The organism is Sphaerisporangium sp. NPDC051011, from assembly GCF_040653595.1.
In the GTDB taxonomy this organism is placed as follows: domain Bacteria; phylum Actinomycetota; class Actinomycetes; order Streptosporangiales; family Streptosporangiaceae; genus Sphaerisporangium.
The window spans coordinates 108886-129879 of the sequence record NZ_JBFAGG010000002.1; the positions used below are offsets into that span (position 1 = coordinate 108886).

The 20994-nt window shown below is 69.3% G+C and carries 17 protein-coding genes and 1 pseudogene; 11 read left to right on the top strand and 7 right to left on the bottom strand.

The window, feature by feature from the left end; genetic code table 11:
• From AB0H21_RS04640 to AB0H21_RS04680, 9 genes and pseudogenes are all read left to right on the top strand, one after another.
• Positions 1-3666, top strand: a complete 3666-nt coding sequence (locus tag AB0H21_RS04640; RefSeq protein WP_358511679.1) for a nitrate reductase subunit alpha — start codon at positions 1-3, stop codon at positions 3664-3666.
• Positions 3666-5321 (top strand): nitrate reductase subunit beta, encoded by a 1656-nt coding sequence (narH, locus tag AB0H21_RS04645; protein WP_358511682.1) that lies wholly within the window; start codon positions 3666-3668, stop codon positions 5319-5321. The genes AB0H21_RS04640 and narH overlap by 1 nt, the downstream gene beginning before the upstream one ends.
• Complete coding sequence (gene narJ / locus AB0H21_RS04650) at positions 5318-5926, top strand: nitrate reductase molybdenum cofactor assembly chaperone (RefSeq protein ID WP_358511685.1); 609 nt, start codon at positions 5318-5320, stop codon at positions 5924-5926. The genes narH and narJ overlap by 4 nt, the downstream gene beginning before the upstream one ends.
• Positions 5923-6657 (top strand): respiratory nitrate reductase subunit gamma, encoded by a 735-nt coding sequence (narI, locus tag AB0H21_RS04655; protein ID WP_358511687.1) that lies wholly within the window; start codon positions 5923-5925, stop codon positions 6655-6657. Before narJ ends, narI begins: the two co-directional genes overlap by 4 nt.
• 224 nt (positions 6658-6881) lie before the next feature.
• Positions 6882-7007, top strand: a pseudogene (locus tag AB0H21_RS04660) (electron transfer flavoprotein subunit alpha/FixB family protein); the annotation flags it as partial.
• Positions 7008-7185: 178 nt separating this feature from the next.
• On the top strand, positions 7186-7749 hold the full coding sequence (locus AB0H21_RS04665) for an RNA polymerase sigma factor (RefSeq protein ID WP_358511690.1): 564 nt from the start codon (positions 7186-7188) through the stop codon (positions 7747-7749).
• Positions 7746-8603 (top strand): hypothetical protein, encoded by an 858-nt coding sequence (locus AB0H21_RS04670; RefSeq protein ID WP_358511693.1) that lies wholly within the window; start codon positions 7746-7748, stop codon positions 8601-8603. Before AB0H21_RS04665 ends, AB0H21_RS04670 begins: the two co-directional genes overlap by 4 nt.
• A 271-nt stretch (positions 8604-8874) precedes the next feature.
• Positions 8875-10314: a hypothetical protein gene (locus tag AB0H21_RS04675; protein WP_358511696.1), complete on the top strand. Its 1440-nt coding sequence runs from the start codon at positions 8875-8877 to the stop codon at positions 10312-10314.
• A gap of 280 nt (positions 10315-10594) precedes the next feature.
• Positions 10595-11113, top strand: a complete 519-nt coding sequence (locus tag AB0H21_RS04680) for an NUDIX hydrolase (RefSeq protein WP_358511699.1) — start codon at positions 10595-10597, stop codon at positions 11111-11113.
• A 151-nt stretch (positions 11114-11264) separates the two neighbouring features.
• Here AB0H21_RS04680 and AB0H21_RS04685 read toward each other — a convergent pair whose 3' ends face one another.
• A complete protein-coding gene (locus AB0H21_RS04685; RefSeq protein WP_358511702.1) occupies positions 11265-12479 on the bottom strand; it encodes an MFS transporter in 1215 nt (404 codons plus the stop codon).
• A 268-nt stretch (positions 12480-12747) separates the two neighbouring features.
• Positions 12748-13257, bottom strand: a complete 510-nt coding sequence (locus tag AB0H21_RS04690; RefSeq protein ID WP_358511705.1) for a TetR/AcrR family transcriptional regulator — start codon at positions 13255-13257, stop codon at positions 12748-12750.
• Positions 13258-13316: 59 nt separating this feature from the next.
• On the opposite strand from AB0H21_RS04690, the gene AB0H21_RS04695 reads away from it, so the two are divergent.
• Positions 13317-14477, top strand: coding sequence for a cysteine desulfurase family protein (locus tag AB0H21_RS04695; protein WP_358511708.1), 1161 nt, complete (start codon positions 13317-13319; stop codon positions 14475-14477).
• 275 nt (positions 14478-14752) lie between these two features.
• Here the strand turns inward: AB0H21_RS04695 and AB0H21_RS04700 are convergent, their stop codons facing one another.
• The 3 genes from AB0H21_RS04700 to AB0H21_RS04710 form a co-directional block, all read right to left on the bottom strand.
• Complete coding sequence (locus AB0H21_RS04700) at positions 14753-16189, bottom strand: DUF234 domain-containing protein (protein ID WP_358511711.1); 1437 nt, start codon at positions 16187-16189, stop codon at positions 14753-14755.
• Between the two features lie 247 nt (positions 16190-16436).
• Positions 16437-16862, bottom strand: a complete 426-nt coding sequence (gene rplK / locus AB0H21_RS04705) for a 50S ribosomal protein L11 (RefSeq protein ID WP_358511714.1) — start codon at positions 16860-16862, stop codon at positions 16437-16439.
• A 145-nt stretch (positions 16863-17007) separates the two neighbouring features.
• Positions 17008-17715 (bottom strand): hypothetical protein, encoded by a 708-nt coding sequence (locus AB0H21_RS04710; RefSeq protein ID WP_358511716.1) that lies wholly within the window; start codon positions 17713-17715, stop codon positions 17008-17010.
• Between the two features lie 859 nt (positions 17716-18574).
• Here AB0H21_RS04710 and AB0H21_RS04715 point away from each other — a divergent pair.
• Complete coding sequence (locus tag AB0H21_RS04715) at positions 18575-18886, top strand: hypothetical protein (protein WP_358511719.1); 312 nt, start codon at positions 18575-18577, stop codon at positions 18884-18886.
• Positions 18887-18912: 26 nt separating this feature from the next.
• Here the strand turns inward: AB0H21_RS04715 and tgmC are convergent, their stop codons facing one another.
• Both tgmC and tgmB read right to left on the bottom strand, forming a co-directional pair.
• Complete coding sequence (gene tgmC, locus AB0H21_RS04720; protein ID WP_358511722.1) at positions 18913-20034, bottom strand: ATP-grasp peptide maturase system methyltransferase; 1122 nt, start codon at positions 20032-20034, stop codon at positions 18913-18915.
• Positions 20031-20993, bottom strand: coding sequence for an ATP-grasp ribosomal peptide maturase (tgmB, locus tag AB0H21_RS04725; protein WP_358511725.1), 963 nt, complete (start codon positions 20991-20993; stop codon positions 20031-20033). Before tgmB ends, tgmC begins: the two co-directional genes overlap by 4 nt.
• Position 20994 lies beyond the last annotated feature (1 nt).

Here is a 20994-nt window from a genome sequence, read left to right on the forward strand (position 1 = left end):
ATGTCAGATCTGGACGGACCGGTCACCGACGCCCTGCTCCGGCTCAGCCGGCACCTGCGCGCGGGCCGGGTATCCGAAGACCTGCGGACGCTGCACCAGATCGGCGGACGCCAGGGCGACGTCTTCTACCGGGACAGGTGGAGCCACGACAAGGTGGTGCGCTCCACCCATGGCGTGAACTGCACCGGCTCGTGCTCGTGGAAGGTCTACGTCAAGGACGGCATCATCACCTGGGAGGCGCAGCAGACCGACTACCCGAGCGTGGGCCCCGACCGGCCGGAGTACGAGCCGCGCGGCTGCCCCCGGGGCGCGGCCTTCTCCTGGTACACCTACTCGCCGACGCGCGTGCGCTATCCGTACGCGCGGGGCGTGCTGGTGGAGATGTACCGCGAGGCCAAAGCCCGGCTGGGTGACGCGGTCGCGGCCTGGGCGGAGCTCACATCCGACCCCGTCAAGCGCCACCGCTACCAGTCCGTACGCGGCAAGGGCGGCTTGGTCCGCATCAGCTGGGACGAGGCCACCGAGATCATCGCGGCGGCGCACGTTCACACGATCAAGACCTATGGTCCCGACCGGATCGCGGGCTTCTCCCCGATCCCGGCGATGTCGATGGCTTCACACGCCGTCGGCGCCCGGTTCGTCTCGCTCGTCGGCGGGTCGATGTTGTCGTTCTACGACTGGTACGCCGACCTGCCGGTCGCATCGCCGCAGGTGTTCGGCGACCAGACCGACGTGCCGGAGTCGGCCGACTGGTGGGACGCGGCCTACCTGATGCTGTGGGGCTCCAACGTCCCGGTGACCCGCACCCCGGACGCGCACTACATGGCGGAGGCACGCTACCGGGGCCAGAAGGTGGTGACGGTCTCGCCCGACTACAACGACGCGTGCAAGTTCGCCGACGAGTGGCTGGCCCCGCATCCAGGCACCGACGGCGCGCTGGCCATGGCCATGGGACATGTGATCCTCAAGGAGTTCTTCGTCGAGCGGCCGACGCCCTACTTCGCCGACTACGTCAGGCGCTTCACCGACCTGCCGTTCCTGGTACGGCTCCGCGAGCGCGACGGGTCGTACCTGCCCGACAAGTTCCTCACTGCGGCCGACCTCGGAGAGGACGGCGAGGCGGCGGCCTTCAAGACGGTGCTGCTCGACCGTCGGACCGGCGAGCCGGTCGTGCCGGGCGGCTCGCTCGGCTTTCGCTACTCCGAGGAGGGCCAGGGCCGCTGGAACCTCGACCTGGGCGACGTGGACCCCACCCTCACGCTGTTCGACGAGGACGGGTCCACGCAGGCCGTCCCGGTCGCACTGCCCCGGTTCGACCAGCCTATAGGCGGCGTGCTGCACCGCGGCGTACCCGCCCGCCGCGTGGGCGGCCACCTGGTGACCACGGTGTTCGACCTGATGCTCGCCCAGTACGGCGTCGCCCGCGAGGGCATGCCGGGAACCTGGCCGACCGGCTACGACGACCCGGCCGAACCGTACACGCCCGCCTGGCAGGAGGCGGTCACCTCGGTACGGGCGGACAAGGTGATCAGGATCGCCCGGGAGTTCGCGGGCAACGCCGAGGAGTCGCGCGGCCGCTCAATGATCATCCTTGGGGCGGGAACCAACCACTGGTTCCACTCCGACACCATGTACCGGTCCTTCCTGGCCCTGGTCACGCTCACCGGCTGCCAGGGCGTCAACGGCGGCGGCTGGGCGCACTACGTGGGGCAGGAGAAGTGCCGGCCGGTCACCGGCTGGGCGCAACTCGCCTTCGGCCTGGACTGGGTGCGACCGCCCCGGCAGATGATCGGCACGGCCTACTGGTACCTTCACACCGACCAGTGGCGCTACGACACCTTCTCCGCCGACGTGGTCTCCTCCCCGCTCGGCAACGGCACCTTCGCGGGGAAGGCGACCGCCGACCTGCTGTCGCAGTCGGCGCGACTCGGCTGGATGCCGTCCTATCCGACCTTCGACCGCAACCCGCTCGACCTGGCGGACGAGGCGGCGGCCTCCGGACGGGAAGCGGGGCCGTACATCGCCGAGCAGGTCGCCTCGGGCAGGCTGGGCTTCGCCTGCGAAGACCCCGACGACCCTCGCAACTGGCCCCGGGTGCTGACCGTGTGGCGGGCCAACCTGCTGGGCTCCTCGGCCAAGGGCAACGAGTACTTCCTGCGTCACCTGCTGGGCACCGACTCCTCCGTACGGGCCGAGGAAGCCGAGCCCGAGCAGCGCCCCGCAGGCCTGACCTGGCGGCAGGAGGCGCCGCGGGGCAAGCTCGACCTGCTGCTGTCGCTGGACTTCCGCATGACGTCGACGACGCTGTTCAGCGACATCGTGCTCCCGGCCGCCACCTGGTACGAGAAGCACGACCTGTCCTCCACCGACATGCACCCGTTCGTGCACGCGTTCAGCCCCGCGATCGATCCGCCGTGGCAGACCCGCACCGACTTCGCCGCCTTCCACGCCATCGCCAAGGCCTTCAGCGAGCTCGCCCGCACTCACCTGGGCGTGCGAACGGACCTGATGGCGGTGCCGCTCCTGCACGACACCCCGGACGAGCTGTCGACTCCGCATGGCCGTACCGGTGACTGGCGGGAAACCGGCGAGACCCCGGTGCCCGGACGGAACTTCCCCAAGATCGTCACGGTGGAGCGGGACTACGCGGCGGTCGCCGAGAAGATGGCGGCGCTCGGACCGCTGGTGGACCGGCTCGGCGCCACCACCAAGGGCGTCACCTTCGAGGTCGAAGCCGAGGTCGATCGGCTGCGCCGGCTCAACGGAACCGTGCGCGAGGGCGTCGCCGCCGGTCGGCCCTCCCTGGCCCGGGACGTTCAGATGTGCGAGACGATCCTGGCCCTGTCCGGCACGACCAACGGGCGCTTGGCCGCGCAGGGCTTCGCCACCCTCGCCCGCCGTACCGGAACCTCCTTCGACGGGCTGGCCGACGAGCACCGGCGCATCACCTTCGCCGACACCCAGTCCCGCCCGGTGCCGGTGATCACCTCGCCGGAGTGGTCGGGCAGCGAGAGCGGCGGCCGGCGCTACTCGGCCTTCACCATCAACGTCGAGCGCCAAAAACCGTGGCACACCCTCACCGGACGCCAGCACTTCTACCTCGACCACGACTGGATCCACGAGGCCGGAGAAGCGCTGCCCGTCTACCGGCCTCCGTTGAACATGACGGCGATGTTCGGTGAACCCGGCGTGGGCGAGGGCGGCGAGCAGGGCATCACGGTGCGGTACCTCACGCCGCACTCCAAGTGGTCCATCCACTCCGAATACCAGGACAACCTGCTGATGCTCACCCTGTCACGCGGCGGGCCGACCATCTGGATGAGCCCGGCCGACGCGGACAGAGCGGGCGTACGCGACAACGACTGGGTCGAGGCGGTCAACCGCAACGGCGTGGTCGTGGCCCGCGCGGTCGTCTCCCACCGCATGCCCGCCGGGACCGTGTACATGTACCACGCCCAGGAGCGGGTCGTGGACGTGCCGATCAGCGAGACCTCGAAGCGGCGCGGCGGCATCCACAATTCGCTGACCCGGCTGCTCGTCAAGCCCACCCACCTGATCGGCGGCTACGCCCAGCTCTCCTTCGCCTTCAACTACCTCGGGCCCACAGGAAACCAGCGCGACGAGGTCACCGTGATCCGCCGCCGTTCGCAGGAGGTCGACTACTGATGCGCGTCATGGCGCAGCTTGCAATGGTGATGAACCTGGACAAGTGCATTGGATGTCACACCTGCTCGGTGACCTGCAAGCAGGCCTGGACCAACCGGGCCGGGACCGAGTACGTCTGGTTCAACAACGTCGAGACCCGGCCCGGCCAAGGGTACCCCCGCACCTATCAGGACCAGGACCGCTGGAAGGGCGGCTGGGACCTGAACCGGCGCGGCCGGTTGCGGCTGCGGGCCGGCGGGCGGCTGCACAAGCTGCTCACCATCTTCGCCAACCCGCTCATGCCGTCCGTCCAGGACTACTACGAGCCCTGGACCTACGACTACGACCGGCTGTTCTCCGCCCCCGCCTCCGAGCAGACGCCGGTCGCCCGGCCCAGGTCGCTCATCAGCGGCGAGCCGACCAAGATCACATGGAGCGCGAACTGGGACGACAACCTCGCCGGCGGCCCGGAGCTCGCGCCCGCCGACCCGGTGCTGAAGAGGGTGTCCGACCAGGTCAAGCTGGAGTTCGAGCAGGCCTTCATGTTCTACCTGCCGCGCATCTGCGAGCACTGCCTCAACCCCTCGTGCGTGGCCTCCTGCCCCTCGGGGGCGATGTACAAGCGCTCGGAGGACGGCATCGTCCTCGTCGACCAGGACCGCTGCCGGGGCTGGCGGATGTGCGTCACCGGCTGCCCCTACAAGAAGGTGTACTTCAACCACCGCACCGGCAAGGCCGAGAAGTGCACCTTCTGCTACCCCCGCGTCGAGGTGGGCATCCCCACGGTCTGCTCGGAGACCTGCGTGGGCCGCCTGCGCTACATCGGCCTGATCCTCTACGACCCGGACCGGGTGGCCGAGGCCGCGTCCGTGCCCGACGAGAAGGCTCTGTACGAGGCGCAGAAGAGCGTCCTGCTTGACCCGCACGAGCCCGACGTGATCGCCGCCGCCCGGGCGAGCGGTATCCCCGAGGACTGGCTGGACGCGGCCAGGCGCTCGCCGATCCACAAGCTCATCTTCGAGTACGGCGTCGCGCTCCCGCTGCACCCCGAGTACCGGACCATGCCGATGGTCTGGTACATCCCGCCGCTGTCGCCCGTCGTCGACGTCCTCACCGAGAGCGGCCACGACGGCGAGGACGCCGGCAACCTGTTCGGCGCCATCGACGCCCTGCGCATCCCCATCGGCTACCTGGCGGAGCTTTTCACCGCGGGCGACCCCGAGCCCGTACGGGCCGTCCTGCGCCGCCTCGCCGCGATGCGCTCCTACATGCGCCGCATCAACCTCGGCAAGGACCCTGACGAGTCGATCGCCACATCGGCCGGCATGACGGGCGCTCAGGTCGAGGAGATGTACCGGCTGCTGGCCATCGCCCCCTACGCCGAGCGCTACGTCATCCCCAAGGCCCACGCCGAGCAGGGCGCGCACCTGGAGGAACTCGCCACCGGCTGCAGCCTCGACTACGACGGCGGCCCCGGCATGGGCGGCCCCTTCGGCGAGGCCTCAGGGACCCTCGCCCCCGTCGCCGTGGAGAACTTCCACGCCCTCAAGGACCGCCAGGAGAGCGGTGCCCTCGCCGACCCGGCCGACCGGGCAGGCCGCGTCAACCTTCTCAACTGGGACGGCAAGGGGCTGCCCCAAGGACTGTTCCCGAAGCGGAAGGACAACTCGTCGTGAACGAGCGCATCGTGCACCTGACCGCCTCGGTGCTGCTGAGCTACCCTGACGAGCGGCTGATCGAGTCGCTGCCGCTGCTCGCCGGGACCGTGGCCGGCCTTCCTCCGGGTGAGGCAGCGACCCGGCTGGCCGCCTTCTTCGAACACCTGACGGCCACCCCGCTCCCCGAACTGGCCGCGCACTACGTGGCGACCTTCGACCTCAAGCGCCGCTGCTGCCCGTACCTCACCTACTACACCTACGGCGACACGCGCAAACGCGGCATGGCGCTGTTGCGCTTCAAGCACGCCTACCGCACCGCCGGCTTCGAGATCGCCGAGGACGAGCTGCCCGACCACCTGGCCGTCGTGTGCGAGCTGTCCGGGCGCGGAGCCACCAGCCAGGCCGTACGGCTGCTACGCGAGCACCGCGCCGGCGTCGAGACACTGCTGCACGCCCTCGAGGCCGAGAACTCGCCGTACGCCCACGTCGTCGCGGCGGTGCTGGCCACGCTCCCCGAGCCCACCCTGCGCGAGCGCGCCGCCGCCGTTCGCCTGGCCGCCGAGGGGCCACCTGTCGAAGAAGTCGGCCTGGAACCCTTCGGGATGCTTGGAGGACGACGATGAACGCCCTGGACACGGTGCTGTGGGTGGTGGCCCCCTACGTGGCCCTCACGGTGTTCGTACTCGGACACATCTGGCGCTACCGCTACGACAAGTTCGGCTGGACCACCCGCTCCTCTCAGCTTTATGAGTCGCGGCTGCTGCGGATCGGCAGCCCGCTGTTCCACTTCGGAATCCTGGTCGTCCTCCTCGGACACATCGGCGGCCTGGTGATCCCCAAGAGCTGGACCGAGGCCGCCGGAGTGAGCGAGGAGGCCTACCACCTCACAGCCGTCGTGCTCGGCACGCTCGCGGGCGTCAGCACGCTCGCCGGGCTGGCGATCCTGATCTACCGCCGCCGCACCGTGGGACCCGTCTTCACCGCCACCACCCGCAACGACAAGTTCATGTACGCCGTCCTCGCCCTGGTCATCGTGCTCGGCCTGTCCGCCACCGTCGCCGCCAACATCATCGGTGGTGGGTACGACTACCGCACGACGATCTCACCGTGGTTCCGCTCGGTCTTCTACCTCCAACCCCAGAGCGAGCTGATGGCCGACGCTCCGGTGCTGTTCCGGCTGCACGCGCTCAGCGCACTCCTGCTGTTCTCGATCTGGCCCTTCACCCGTCTGGTCCACATGCTCACCGCCCCCATCGGCTATCTCACCCGCCCCTACATCCTCTACCGCAGCCGCGAAAACCGGACCGGCGCCCGCACACCACAACGCGGCTGGGAACCCATCAGCCGCTCCTGACCAATCCCCGCCCCATGGCCCCGAACCCTGGCGTACATCTGGAGGAAGAGATTCCTGAAACGGTCAAGACAAGCGCGCTGAGCCTTGATCAGCCCACCCGTTCCTGGAGGCGCCGGCCGTGCCGCCCGCCCCACAACATGACCCGGTGACCCACCCAGGCAAACAGGCTCATTCGGGAAACCGGCCGCGAAACATGGGCACGCGGGTGGTGGTTTGCCCTGCTGAGAAGAATTGTCGCGATTAACAAGGACTCCGAGGCCCCGATCTTCGAGCTGGCCGACTTCGGTGTCGTGGGTGACCTGCACCAGGTCGTGCCGCAGCTCACCGGAGAGGTGGAGAAGCGCAAGTAACCGCCGCCAAGGCGTCCGAAGACGGCGCCGCGCCCACGACCTGGGGCGCGGCGCCGTCCTTCTTCGTGTGCCGGACGGCTTCGAGCACGAGGGGCGAAGTTTCTAGGAATCGAGGTGAAACAACCTCCGGGTGACGGACACGTACAAAGTGAAGAGTCCCCCGACGAGAGGGAGCAGCGTGGGTCCCCCAGACCTCAAGCGGAGCTTCGAGGAGATCTACACCGCGCACTACGCCGAGATCCTCGCGTACATTCGGCGGCGCACCGCCTCCTCCGACGACGCGGCCGACGCTCTCGCCGAGACCTTCACCACTGCCTGGCGCCGCCTCGACCACATCCCTGACGGGGCCAGAGCCCGCCTGTGGCTGTACGGAGTGGCCCGCCGCGTGCTGGCCAACGGCCGCCGGGCCGAGTCCCGCCGCGGCGAACTGGTCGAACGGCTGGGCGCGCAGCTCGCACTGTGGAGCGACGCGACCGGCCCGTCCGGCGTGGACGATCTCGACGGTGTCCGTGCCGCGTTCGGGCGGCTCGCTCCTGACGACCGGGAGGTCCTCTCCCTGGTGAGCTGGGAGGGGCTGAGCTCCGAGGAGATCGCGAGCGTGCTGGGCTGCTCGCGCGGAGCCGCACGCCTGCGGTTGCACCGGGCGCGCAAACGCCTGGCGGGCGAACTGAGCGCCGCCGGATTCGACCTGGCCCGATACGGCTCCCGTGCGATCACACTGACGAAGGAAAAGGCGAGATGAACGACGTCGACCGCACCATCGACCGCCTGGTGTCGGATATCGCCCCCGACCCGGGCCCCGGTATGACCCCGCTCGCCCGGGAACTGTTCGAGGAGATCACCAGAGCCGTCGCCCCCGCCCCGCCCCGCCGCCGGTGGGCCGTCAAGCCCCGCAGCCGGTGGATCGCCGCGCTCACAGCCGTGGCCGCCGTCGCCGCGATCGGCGTCGGCTCGGCCCCGGCCTCCGCGGCCCTGGACATCAAGCGGGACGGCGACTACTACATCATCACGGTCAAGGACCTGTTCGCCAATCCGGACGTCTACCAGGCCGAACTGAGGGCGCGCGGGCTCGACATCGATTTGACCGTCCTGCCGACGTCGGCGAGCAACGCCCGGACCCTGTTCGTCATCAACGGCGTGCAGCCACGCGAGCCGGGCCGTCCGGTGTCCGGCGACGTCAGGACGCCCATCACGACCGTCGACGAGCCGGGACCCTGTGAGCGGTTCGGGGGATGCGCGGCCACTCTGAAGGTTCCGGTCGGCTACAAGGAGAAGGCCGAGATCGTGCTCGGCCGCGAGGCCCGTCCGGGCGAGGAGTACAAGCTGCCTCCCGGGATCGACCTGCCCGGCGAGCCCCTGCACTGCGTCCGCTACGTCAACATGACCGTCGCCGAGATCCTGCCGATTCTGCGGGAACGTGGTGTGGAGCCGCAGTTCACCTCCTATGGGACCAAGACCTTCGCACCCACGGCTCCCGGCGGATGGTACGTCCACGAGGGCGTCATGAGCGCGGCGGGCAAGGCGCGCATTCTCGTCATGCCCACACCGAATCCCAAGCCCCGGCCGTTCAACGCTTTCTGCAAGAGCGGCTCCTGAACCACCCCTCGGCCCGGTGGCCGGGCGCTGGCCGTACGGCGCTCCCGGTCACCGATGCGAGGACCCACATCCCTCGTCGCACGGGTTGAACGCCTTTCCCCGCGACATTCCGCCTGAGCGCGTTCCCGCTCCACGGCGTCGGCGTCCGCACGCCTTCGCCACCCTTCCGGCCTGAACACCCCCGCGCCGCCTCCGGCCGGCCCCGCCGGTCGTCTTCGGCATGCGCGGATTCGGTTTCCAGGCGACCTCACCGACGACGATCGGATTCAGCGTGCTCACAGAAGTCCGCCCGGCCACGTCCTCCCCGCGCCGCCCCGCGTGGCTCGCGGTCTTCGCGGACCACCGCCTCTTCGCCGTGGTGCTCGCGCTCGCCGCCGGGATGCGGGTGGTCACGATGCTCGGCTACCGGCCCGCCCGGCTGTACTGGTACGACTCCTTCACTTACCTCGACACCGCCGTCCATCTCGCACCGTCCGGGGCGTTCCATCCGATCGGATACTCACTGCTGCTGAGGGCGCTGTGGCCGTTCCACAGCATGGAACTGGTGGCCGCCCTCCAGCACCTCTTGGGGGCGTCCATCGGCGTGATGATCTACGCGGTGCTCCGCCGCAGGTCGCTGCCCGCGTGGGCCGCGGCGGTGGCCACCGTGCCCGCCCTGTTCGACGCCTCGTTCCTCCAACTGGAACACGCCGTCCTGTCGGACACCCTGTTCACCTTCCTGATCGTCGCGGGGCTCACCACGCTCATGTGGTCACCGGCGTTGTCGATCCGGGCCGCCATGGGGGCGGGCCTGTTGTTCGCGGCGGCGGCGGTCACCCGGACGATCGCGCTGCCTCTGATCGGGGTGGTCCTGATCGTGCTGGCGTTTCAGCGGGCCGGCCTCGGGCGACTGCTCGCCGTGGCCCTCGCCGGGACGCTGCCCGTGGTGGCCTACGCCGCCTGGTACGCCGCGCACAACGGCAGGTTCGCGCTCAACGAGGCCGACGGGGTCGCCCTGTGGGCGCGCACGATGACCTTCGCCGACTGCTCGATCATCAAGCCTCCGCCCAGCGAAGCAGTCCTGTGCCCCAACGGCACCGTCGTGGACGCGGCCTCCGAGTACGTGTGGGCGCCCGGCGCCTCGCTCAACAGGCTTCCCGGCGGCCGGTTCGCCAACAACGCGCTGGCGCGCTCCTTCGCGGTCAGGGCGATCCTGGCCCAGCCGTTCGACTACGTGCGTGACGTGGCCCGTGACACCTCGATCGCCTTCGCCTGGACCCCCGTCGCCCATCCCAAGCGGGTCACCCCCGCCTTCGGCTGGGCCAACGGATCATGGCCGCTGCCCGAACAGCCGCTGATCGACAAGGTGCGGAGGGAGTACGGCTCCGACATCCGCGGCATGTCCTCCGTCCGGCCGTACTCCGACTTCCTGATCGCCTACCAGTACCCCGCCTACCTGCGTGGGCCGCTGCTGGGCGCCATCCTGCTCGTCGGCGCGGCGGGCACCGTCACGCGGCGCCGCGTCGCGCTGCTGCCCTGGATGCTGGCGATGGGCCTGCTGGTCGGCCCGGTCGCCGTCCTGGACTTCGACCACCGCTACGTCCTGCCCGTCATCCCGCCCGCCTGTCTCGCCGCCGCCCTCGCCCTGCACGCGCTCCTCGGCCGGTCCGCCCCCGCGGGCGCCCGTTCGCTCGACGATCTGCCACCAAAGATCCACGGGACGACTCCCTAGGTGCAGGCGCTGCGCCATGTCGTGGTGCACGCCGACAAACGGTCAAGCTGGAGCCATTTGGACCAAGACGATCGGGTCGTCCGCCGGGCGGGGCGCGGTCTGGTTGAGCAGGTGGATCCCACCTAGAACGACCCAGGCGGCGCGCGTGGTGTCACCGCGCATGACCGGCTCCACTTCCCGAGACGGACACCGCGACGGTGCCCTCGCTGCTGATCCTGGCCGCATGGCGCTTGCGGCCGCGTACCTGGGGCGCGTACGGCGTCGGCCTAAGATGAGCCAGGTGGTTGATCAGATGACCTTGGAAGCGGCGGTCTGCGATGCTCGCCTCGCAGTGCTTGAGTTCGACGACGCCCGAGCGTGGCTCGACCATGCCCGGCAGGAGCCGACGGAGCCGTTTGCGGCCGAGGTGTGGGTCACCGACCCGGCCTTCAGCCACATCTTGCTCGTGAAGCACCGCGTGCGCGGATGGGTGCCGCCCGGCGGCAAGGTCGAGTGCGGCGAGACGCCGCGGGCCGCCGCGGTCCGGGAGCTCAAGGAGGAGACCGGGCTGAGTGCTGAGCTGCTCCCCGCGCCGGCGGCCGTCACCGTGCGGTCCTACCGGGCCGACTGGTGCCCGACGCTGGGTCTGTCGTACGCCGCCGTCATCGGCCTGGATGTGCCGCTCGGCGGGGAGAGCGGACAGCCGCCGAAGTGGGTCGATATGGACGAAGAGTGGGAGAGCGTCTTCCCCGAGGACCGCGATCGCATCCGCGCGTACCTGCGTCGGCTGGCGGCCGGACACCCGGTCGCAGCGCGCTGAGCCCCGCCGCCGACCGACGGTCCGACCGGGCAAAGACAGGGATCGACAGCCATGCCTTCTTCTCGGCCACCGTGCCGCGCTGACGGCCACTTCCTCGCGCCCCTGTGACCGCGCGGGTCACAGGGGCGGTCAGGGCCGGTCGTGCGGGCCGTCAGGCGGCCAGCGAGACGGGCTCCGGCTCTGGCTCGGCGGCCCGCTCGCGTAGCGGCTGGACGCCGGTCACGGCTGCGGGCTCGCGGGGTAGGAAGCGGGCGGCCGCCGCGATGAGGGCGCCGAGGATGACGGCCACGCCGAGTGCGGTCCGCAGCGTCGCGGCGTGGCTGAGGAAGCCGATCACCACGGGGCCGAGGAGTAGGCCCGCGTAGCCCATCGCGCCGGTCTGGGCGATGGCGGGGCCGGGGGTGGCGGTGGCCGTGCCCGCCAGGGACATGGCCATCGGCGAGATGGTGGCCACGGTGAGCCCGATGAGCAGCATGCCGGGTATGGCGACCAGCGGGGACGCGGTGACGATCACGAGGGCGAACGACGCGGCCGTGCCGAGTCCCGAGGCGACGATCAGGCGGCGGGTGCCCAGGCGGGCGCGCAGGCGGTCGCCCGCGAGACGGGCGAGCAGCATGCCCGCCTCGAAGATCGGGTAGCCGAGCGCGGCCACCGCCTCGGGCACGCCGACCGTGTCGCGCAGGAACAGCCCGTTCCAGTCCGCGACCGCGCCCTCGACCATGAACGCGCCGAAGGCGATGGCGCCGAGCAGGTACACGACCGGGGGCATCGCGCGCTGGGGAGCGCCTGGGGAGGCGGCGGGGGCGACCGGGTCGGGCAGGAAGCCCCGGCTGAGCAGGAAGGCCATCGGCGCCGACACCACGGCGACCGCGACCAGGTTGGCCTCGAAGGACACGCCCGCCGTGATCGCCAGCGTGCCGAGGGTGCCGGCCGATATGGCGCCCACACACCATCCGGCGTGCATGCCGTTCATCAGCGGACGCCCGTACGCCCGCTCGACCGTCGAGCCCTGGGCGTTCATGGCGACGTCGACCGTGCCGAACGCCATGCCGAACAGCGCCGCCGCCGCCACCGCCCACGGCAGCGACGGGGCGAAGGCGATGCCGGCCAGCGACACCGCGCTGAGCGGGGCGCCGGCGCGCAGGACCGCGCGGCTACCGGCCCGGGCCATCACACCGCGCAGGGACTGCATCGTCACCAGTGCCCCGAGCCCCCACGCGAGGAGCACGACGCCCACCGACGCCTCGGACAGGCCGAGTTTGCCGGTCAGCGCCGGAATGCGCGCGGTGAACGTGCCGCACATCAGGCCGGCCAGGACGAAGGTGAGGGCCGCCCGGGTGCGGGCGATCCTCAGGACGCGCGTCATGAGAAGTTCCTTTCGAGGTGGTTCACGCGGATCTCGGAGGTGGGGGATGGGCTCCGGGCACACCGGTCGGCGCCCGGACGGACAGGGGCGCGGGTCAGGGGGGAGTGCCGGGCAGGGGGAAGCGTGACGCCGGGGCGGGGGATCGCCGGGGCGCGCCGGGACCGGCGCACGCGGCGGCGGCCCTTCCCGGGACGACAGGGAAGGGCGGGGGGCGTCAGCGTGTCAGAGGTTTCAGATGGGTTCGGGGAAGTTCAGGGCGTCGAGCCGGTCAAGGGCTCGCGAGGAAGGCGAGGAGCCTGCGGTGCAGTTCCTCGTACTGCGCGTCGGCGTAGAACTCCGGGTCGTGCGTCACCACGTCCCACAATCCCTCGCAGGCGAGGCGGACGATGCGGGCGGCGACGGGGTCGGGCTCGGACTCCATGCCCTCGCGATGCCACCGGGCCATCGCCTCGCGCATCGGCGCCAATAACTGGGGGTCGCCGGCCGCGCCGGTGACGACGGCCCACCGCCTCAACCGGCCGCTGCGGACCGCCGCGAGCGTCGCGGCGAGGTAGGCGCGGGTGTAGGAGCTTTCGCCCTGGGCGGCGACCAACTCGTCGAAGTCGGCCACCAACCGCTCGATCATGCCCTTGATCAGGGCTTCCTTGGTGTTGAAGTGATAGAGGAGACCGCCTTTGCTGACGCCGGCGCGGTCGGCCACGGCCGACAGGGTGAGGCACGTGGCCCCCTGCTCGGCCAGCAGCTCTTCCGCCGCGTTCAAAAGCTCATCTCTCCTCACATCCGTCACTATACCGTCCGGACGGTATAGTTGGCAAAACTGGGTACCCTGAGAGAGCCATGGCTTACCTAGACCACGCGGCGACCACGCCGATGCTCCACGAAGCGATCGAGGCGATGACCGCACAGCTCGCGCTGGTCGGAAACGCCTCCTCCCTCCACGCGGCGGGCCGCCGCAGCCGCAGGGTCGTCGAAGAGTCGCGCGAGACCATCGCCGACGCCCTCGGTGCGCGGCCCAGCGAGGTCGTCTTCACCTCCGGCGGCACGGAGGCCGACAACCTCGCCATCAAGGGCCTGTACTGGGCCCGCCACGCCGCCACCGGCGCCGACCGCGTCCTGATCAGCGCCGTCGAGCACCACGCCGCCCTGGACCCCGCCCACTGGCTGGCCGACAGGCAGAACGCGTCGGTGGAGCTGCTGGACGTCGACGAGCACGGGCGCGTCCATCCCGAGACGCTGCGCGCGGCCGTCGAGCAGGACCCCGGCCGTGTCGCGCTGGTCAGCGTGATGTGGGCCAACAACGAGGTCGGCACCGTCCAGCCCGTCGCCGAGCTGGCCGCGGTGGCCCGCGAGCACGGCATCCCCTTCCACACCGACGCCGTCCAGGCCGTCGCGCAGCTCCCGGTCTCGTTCGGCGCCTCGGGCGTCCAGGCGCTCACCATGTCCGGGCACAAGGTCGGCGGGCCCATGGGCGTCGGGGCGCTGCTGCTGGCCCGCGGGGTCGACCCGGTGCCCGTGCTGCACGGCGGCGGCCAGGAGCGCGACGTCCGCTCGGGCACACTCGACACCCCGGCCATCGCCGGGTTCGCGGCGGCCGTGCGGGCGGCGGTCGAGCGGCGCGAGCAGGAGGCCACGCGGCTGGGCGCGCTGCGCGACGAGCTGATCGCCCGGGTGCGCGAGGCCGTGCCGGACGTGATCCTCAACGGCGACCCGCGCGACCGGCTGCCCGGCAACGCCCACTTCTCGTTCCCCGGGTGCGAGGGCGACGCGCTGCTGATGCTCCTCGACGCCAAGGGCGTGGAATGCTCCACGGGCTCGGCGTGCTCGGCCGGGGTCGCGCAGCCGTCCCACGTCCTGCTCGCCATGGGCTCCGACGCCCTGCGCGCGCGGGGCTCCCTGCGCTTCACCCTCGGCCACACCTCGACCCGCGAGGACGTCGACGCCCTGGTGGAGGTCCTCCCCGCCGCCGTCGAACGCGCCCGCCGCGCAGGCCTGTCCTGAGCGCAGGCGTGCGGCCGGGTGGCAGGTGTTGCTGGACACCGAAGGCCAAGCACTGGAGACGCTTTGTCCGTCTCGCGAAAAAACGGCGCACTCCCGGGCTTTCGCCTTGGGTCCGCACGCATTGATCTGTGCGTGAGGGCTCGCCCGCGCACGCCCCAGAGGGTAGATGACCCTCCTGCACGCGAACCTGTCACAGGCCCTGCATCCCGCCCACCTGGACATACACCAAAGCCAATCCAGGACCCGGCAAAGCCCGCGGGCTTGCCTTGCCGGGCTCAGCTCAGGATCGGCCGGAGCAGATCCTCGGGCGTCCACGCCGCGGAGAGCGGGAGCCCGGGCTCGAATCCAGCCCTGGAAACCGCTACCAAGGGCGTGTCCGACGTCGTCCCGGGCACAAAGCCCGCACCACGGGCCAGCTCGTCATAGTCACGCCGATCGAACGGCCGCGCATCGAGCCACTTGATGGATCCGACGAACTGTATGCGGCCCGCTACCGGCTCGCGATCGGCGGCCACGATGTCGATCTCGGGATTGTTCCGCCGGTTCCACCAGCCACCGATCACCTCCGCGTCCGGCCAGTCATCGTCAGGCAGAAGCCTGGCCAGTCGTTCGCGAACGACCGGCTCCACCGCACGGCCACGCCACGTGGTCCATGACCGTTCAATACGCCGCAGGGCCACGTCCGGACGACCACGTTCACTCTCGGAAACGGCCCGCTGGAGGAAGGCCAGCCAGAACCGCAGATATGGATCAGCCACTCGATACCGCTTGTTCCTGGTGTCCGCCTCCGTTGACAACGGCAGATCGGCATGCACGACCCGCTTGGCGATCAGGTTGGCGAGGATCGGCGAGAGCGTTCCGGCCGGCAGGGGATGCGAGCCGCCGACCCTGTTCGCGATCGCGCCGAACGTCCGCTCCCCTGTGCCGATGGCCTCCAGGACCGCCCGCGTGTGCGTAGCCGACGGGAACTCGCCGAGCAGCGACAGCTCACCCGCCATGAGCAGCGGAGAGAGCGGGTTGCCCAAGCCTGCTCGCAGGAACTCCATCCTGGTCATCGTCGGTTCCCATGATTGGACGACCTCGGGAAACCCTCCGGTGACGAGCAGTGCGTCGATCGCCTCGGCCGCGCCGAGGCCCGTCATCTCCGCGACATCGGGCAGATCCAGGGGGCGCACGGTCATCCGTGTGGCGCGTCCGAAGAACGGCCGATCGTACTCCTGCAGCGACTCCATCATGGAGAGGTCGCTGCCGACCAGGATCAACAGCACCGGCCGGGCTGACAGATGTCTGTCCCAGACGGTCTGGAGAGCCCCTTCGAACTCGCCGTCCTGCTCGACCAACCAGGGCACCTCGTCGAGGACGACGATGGACGGTGCCTGTTCCCCCATCGCGACCGCCAACGACCGGAGCATGTGGTTCCAGTCCGGTGGTTCGGCACCCGCGACCAGTTCCCGGCCAGGAAGAGCGGAACACGAGATGGCCTCGACGAGGTCAAGTCGCTCAGCGGCGGGGCTGCGCCCCTTCGTGGCCTGGAAGAACAGGTAAGGCAGCCCCGAACGGTCACAGAACTCCTGGACCAGCCGAGACTTCCCCACGCGCCGACGACCCGTCATGATCACGGCTCGCCCACGCGTGGCCCCTTTCCGGTCGACCACAGCACGAAGCTGGCCTTCCAGCGCCTTGAGATCGGCCTCCCTACCAGCGAAGTCCACCGATCCTCCTAGGTCAGACCACATCTTACTAAGACTCAATCTTACTAAGAGAGATCCGACTATGACGCGGGCGTCATCTATCGATCTGAGCGTCGACGCCCTGGTGGAGGTCCTCCCCGCAGCCGTCGAACGCGCCCGCCGCGCCGGCCTGTCCTAGCGCGGCCGTCCGGGTCCGGCCTGGCATGGAAGTTCGCGCCTGACCTGGCACGTACGGCGGTCCGCGCCTGACATGGCACGGCCCTCGGGGTCACTCCTTGACGGTGAGGCCCATGGAGCGGGCCGTGCCTGCGATGATCTTCTCGGCCTGGTCCAGGTCGGTGGTGTTGAGGTCCGGCATCTTGGTGCGGGCGACCTCGCGGAGGGCGTCGCGGCTGATCGTCCCGGCGGGCACGTGGCCGGGACGCGGGCTGCCGCCGTCCAGCCCGGCCGCCCTGCGCAGCAGCGACGCCGTGGTCGGCATCTTGGTGACCAGGTCGAACGACCGGTCCTCGTAGACGGTGATCTCGGCGGGGACCACGAACCCCCGCTGCGCCTCGGTGGCGGCGTTGTACCGGCGGCAGAAGTCCATCAGGTTGATGCCCAGCGGCCCGAGGTCCTTGCCGACCGTCGCCGGACTCGCCTCACCGGCCCTGACCTGGAGCTTCACGACTCTGGTGATCTTGTTCTTGGCCATGCCGAAACGCTAAAGTGTCCAGTTACTGGAGACTCAACCGGAATAATCGGCGGCATGGCGCGCGACGACCTCGCGAGCACATTGAAGCCCTAGTGGACGCGCTTCCCGGCGCCGTCGAACGCGCCCGCCGCGCCGGCCTGTCCGGCTAAGGCGTGAGCGGCCACCGGCCCTGGAAGTCGGAGATGGCTCGGTCGACGTAGCAGTGGCCGACGACGGCCGCCGGTTCGGCGGGCCCTTCCGGGGGGATGACCAGTTCCCGGTATCTCCAGTATGTTCTGACTCCATCGTCTTCCCGGCGCATCGACATATGGAGCCATACGCCCTGGGGGTCCTCCAGGAACTCCGGCTTCAGGCCGATCCACGGGTCCCGCGTGATCGCTTGCCGCAATGGCGCCCAGGTCGCCGCATGCAGTTCCCTGATGTAGCCGACATGTCGCGCGCGAAGGCTTCCAGGGACGAGCGACCTCAGATGCGGCCCCCCTGGCCAAGCCTCCACCGCTCCCGACGGGATCGACGACGGCTTGGCAGGGCTCGCGGACATCGAATCAGCGGGGGGCCATGGCCGGGTGGCGAGCACCTCCATCAGCAGGGCGGTGAAGACCGTCGCCTCCACCTCGCCGTGTCCCGGTACCGCATGGCTCGCCAGTTCGTTCTGGCGGAGGATCAGCCGGTGAAACTCCCAAGGCTCGTCCTGGCCCGGAAGGGACACGGTGGCGGACGCCCAGAGTCCGATGCCGTCGTGCGATGTGGAGATCGCCAGGAGGGACCCATAGCCGGAACTCTCCAGATCGTGCTCCAACTGCTGTCTCGCCGTCCAGCAGAATTCATCGACGTAGCCATCGAACATGGTCATCCATCCAACCTAGGGTCAGGGATAGAACGCGGTGATGATCCCCTTCGGACGGTCGTCGGGCATACCGTTCGCGCTATCGGTATAGACGCCCCTCATGCCGGTCCGACATTTTGCGGTGTGCGTAAAATGTGACGATTGGGAGGGGTGCCGGAGAGTTGATTTCCCAACGCATTGAGTGGCGCCGGGGCCCTGAGCTGGATGGTCATTACTCATGGTGACTTCGGATTGGCCGGGCGAGACCTGGGCGTCGGCGATTCCTAGTTGATTCGACGACCACCGCGTAGTCGCCGTCCAAGCGCTTGGCGAGTGGGAGCAGGGTTCGTCGGCGAACTGCCTGGGGCCGTCAGCGCGTCTAGCGTCGATCGCATCACTACACGGGGTGGTGTCGTGGAAATCGTGGGATACGCAGGCGTTCTCCCTCCGGCTCCGGCGACCGGTCCGCTCCCCCCCTGCCACCCGCCCGGACCACACCTCAGAGCCGACCGACCCGTGCCGCGCGGGATCGCGAGAATACGGGTATGCGGTTACTAGGATTTATGCGTTTTCCGGCGTTTTGTCTGGATGTTAGGCGGTAGCGCGCCAGAAAATGCGGCCGACTACGATCAGCGTCACGATTAAGTGCAAAGAGATGACGTGCGACCGTAGATGGGCGAAACTAGTCCGCAACAGGCTAGGAAAGGCGATGGGGAGCGGTCCTCGCGGACGGCCCCCCTGCCTAAGTCTCAACGAGAGTACTTCCCCGATGAGCCTGAACGCAACCGTGAACACGAAGATGGGCTCTGCTCGTACTCTCCCGGAGGGTGTCAATGGCGTTCCGCGATCGACCGGGTATGACTTCCGCGTAGGCCAGCACTTCACGTTGAAGCAGAACCCCCTGCGCCGCGACCACTTGGACGATTTCGTAAAGTGCTACCGGCCGGGGGAGCCGCGCACGCACCGGAGCGAGACGGAGCGCTTCCGGCCGTTCGACTACGAAGACCTGATGGCGCGGGACAAGGTCAACCTGGACATCACCTGGTTGAAAGACCCCTCGCTGGAGGGCGCCGACGCGTTGCTGCCTCCCGAAGTGATCGCCCAGGAGATCGTGGAGGACCTGGAGGCGGCGCTCAGCGAGTTCGCCGCCATCGCCGAGGCCCTCCAGCAGGCCCGAGCGAGGTCCGCTGAGTCGTAGAACCCCCGGACGAGAGGAATCACTGGCTAGGCGGGCAGGTCCCAGGTAGGACCGTTCGGCCCGCCCAGCCAGACGTACTGGCGTTCCCTGGTGACGGTGAGACCGAAGCCGGACTGGTGGGGGCGCCCCGCCTCCAGCCACAGGAGAACGGTTTCCTCGACCTCATCCCATAGCTTGATCGGCCCGTGCTGATGCACTGTCCAGCCACCATCTGGATCCGGCCTGACGTCGGCCTGTGCCCCGGCGCCGACTTCCAGCAGCGTGAGGATGTCACCGGCCCAGCCGTGCTGTGCCCGCGGAACGGCGAGCTGGGCCACGAACAGGGCCGTGTCGTCCTTCAGGAGCGACGGGTCGATCCTGCTCCTGCTCACCTCGCCGATCCCCAGGGTCATGGTCGGCCGGGGTGGCGGGTTGTGCGGACGAGCCATCATGAAGTACACGTCATCGTTGACGAAGCGACCGCTCGCCGACCCGTCCTCCGCCACACGCAGGTGGGCACACGCGACGCCGCCGGTCCATCCCAGCATCGGTGTTGTGATCGTCCCGTCGGCCCGCACCTGCTCCAGCCATCCCGAAGGGATCACCCTTACCGCGCAGGTGGCTATGAGCCGGTCGTAAGGGGCGTTGTCCTCGTACCCCAGCAACCCATCTCCTTCGATGAGCATGGGCGAATACCCGGCCTCGGCGAGGGCCTTCTTGGCGCGAGCCGCGATGACGGGGTCGAACTCGATGGAGGTCACCCGCTTGTCACCCAGCCGGTGGCACAGCAACGCGGTGGAGTACCCCGTACCCGTGCCGATCTCCAGAACCTTGTCACCTGCGCCGATCTCGGCAGTCTCCATCATCCGCACGACGAGTCCGGGGAAGGTCGATGAGGAGGTAGGACGCAGAATCTTCACGGGTCCGATCGCGTCCTCGGCCACTACCCCGTCGATCTGAGTGACCCACGTCTCATCGGTGTAGACCAGCCTCAGCCATTCCTCCTGGCTCATCCCGGCCCGCCGAACTGGAGCCCAGCCCCCATCCTCCTGGCGGTAGACGGCGTCCCCGAGAAACAGTTCACGGGGCACGGCGTCCACCGCCGGACGCCAGTCCGCGGAGCCGATCGAGTCGGCCAGGGAGCGACGAAGGTCCGCTGCCAGGCTCATGAGAACCACCCCTCCAACAACGTGTCGGCGAAAGCATCCGCTATCGCATCGGAATCGGGAAGCCAGCCCCACTGGCCGTTCGGATTGCACTCGATGAAGATCCACCGGTAGGGGTCGGCGTCGTCGCCGGTCGCTTCGAGGGCGAAGTCGAAGCAACCGAAGACGAGGTCGAATCTGTCGAGGTAGCCGTACAGGCCGGCGACGATTGGTGAGGGTACCTCGATGGGGGTGTGTACCAGGGTGTCCCAGTCATCGCGCCGCCAGTCCAACTCGCCGGCCGGTGAAGTGATCTTCTGGGCGAACACCCGCCGACCTACGACCGTCACCCGCGCGTCAGCCTCTTTGGCGACCTCTTCCTGGAAGAGATGCGCGGTAAGGGTGACGGACTCGTCCACCTCATCGGCCTCCACTCGCTGCGTCCAGACGGCCGCCGCCGTTCCGTCCGGGCAGTGCGGATATCCTCGGAACGATTTGTAGATCAACGATGTGTGATCAACGGCGAACCTGCGGACCGCATCCAGGTCATTGGTGATCAACGTTGCCGGGATGGTGAGCCCCAGGCTCGCAGCCACTCGCAACTGGCTGGGTTTGAAGTCGCTCTTGGCGACGTGCTCCGGATGGTTGACGTAGCGACAGCCCAGGCTTCCCAGGAGACCGCCCAGGCCGTGCCGCGCCTCGGCGACGGCGAAGTCGCGGGCGGGCCCTTCCAGTTCCCGAAAACGCCACCGCGACGGCCGACGATGGTAGATCGCGCGCACGTCCTCCAAGGCGACGTCCCGGCTCTCCGTGATGAGACGCCCGGACCATCGGGCCTGGTTGCCTCCCAGGTACGCACCGAACTGCAGGCTGGGCCCGATATCGGCGGGGTCGACCCGTGTGACCGGTGCCCCCCGCTGATTGAGGGAGGCGATGACCATGTTCGCCGTAGCGTCATTCGGCGAAGTGATCACCAGAACCACG

What these genes read in the sequence shown, in the direction of transcription:
- AB0H21_RS04640 (WP_358511679.1), top strand. Translation starts at nt 1, where the DNA reads ATGTCAGATCTGGACGGACCGGTCACCGACGCCCTGCTCCGGCTCAGC.
- narH (WP_358511682.1), top strand. Translation starts at nt 3,666, where the DNA reads ATGCGCGTCATGGCGCAGCTTGCAATGGTGATGAACCTGGACAAGTGC.
- narI (WP_358511687.1), top strand. Translation starts at nt 5,923, where the DNA reads ATGAACGCCCTGGACACGGTGCTGTGGGTGGTGGCCCCCTACGTGGCC.
- AB0H21_RS04670 (WP_358511693.1), top strand. Translation starts at nt 7,746, where the DNA reads ATGAACGACGTCGACCGCACCATCGACCGCCTGGTGTCGGATATCGCC.
- AB0H21_RS04685 (WP_358511702.1), bottom strand. Translation starts at nt 12,479, where the DNA reads ATGACGCGCGTCCTGAGGATCGCCCGCACCCGGGCGGCCCTCACCTTC.
- AB0H21_RS04695 (WP_358511708.1), top strand. Translation starts at nt 13,317, where the DNA reads ATGGCTTACCTAGACCACGCGGCGACCACGCCGATGCTCCACGAAGCG.
- rplK (WP_358511714.1), bottom strand. Translation starts at nt 16,862, where the DNA reads ATGGCCAAGAACAAGATCACCAGAGTCGTGAAGCTCCAGGTCAGGGCC.
- AB0H21_RS04710 (WP_358511716.1), bottom strand. Translation starts at nt 17,715, where the DNA reads ATGACCATGTTCGATGGCTACGTCGATGAATTCTGCTGGACGGCGAGA.
- tgmC (WP_358511722.1), bottom strand. Translation starts at nt 20,034, where the DNA reads ATGAGCCTGGCAGCGGACCTTCGTCGCTCCCTGGCCGACTCGATCGGC.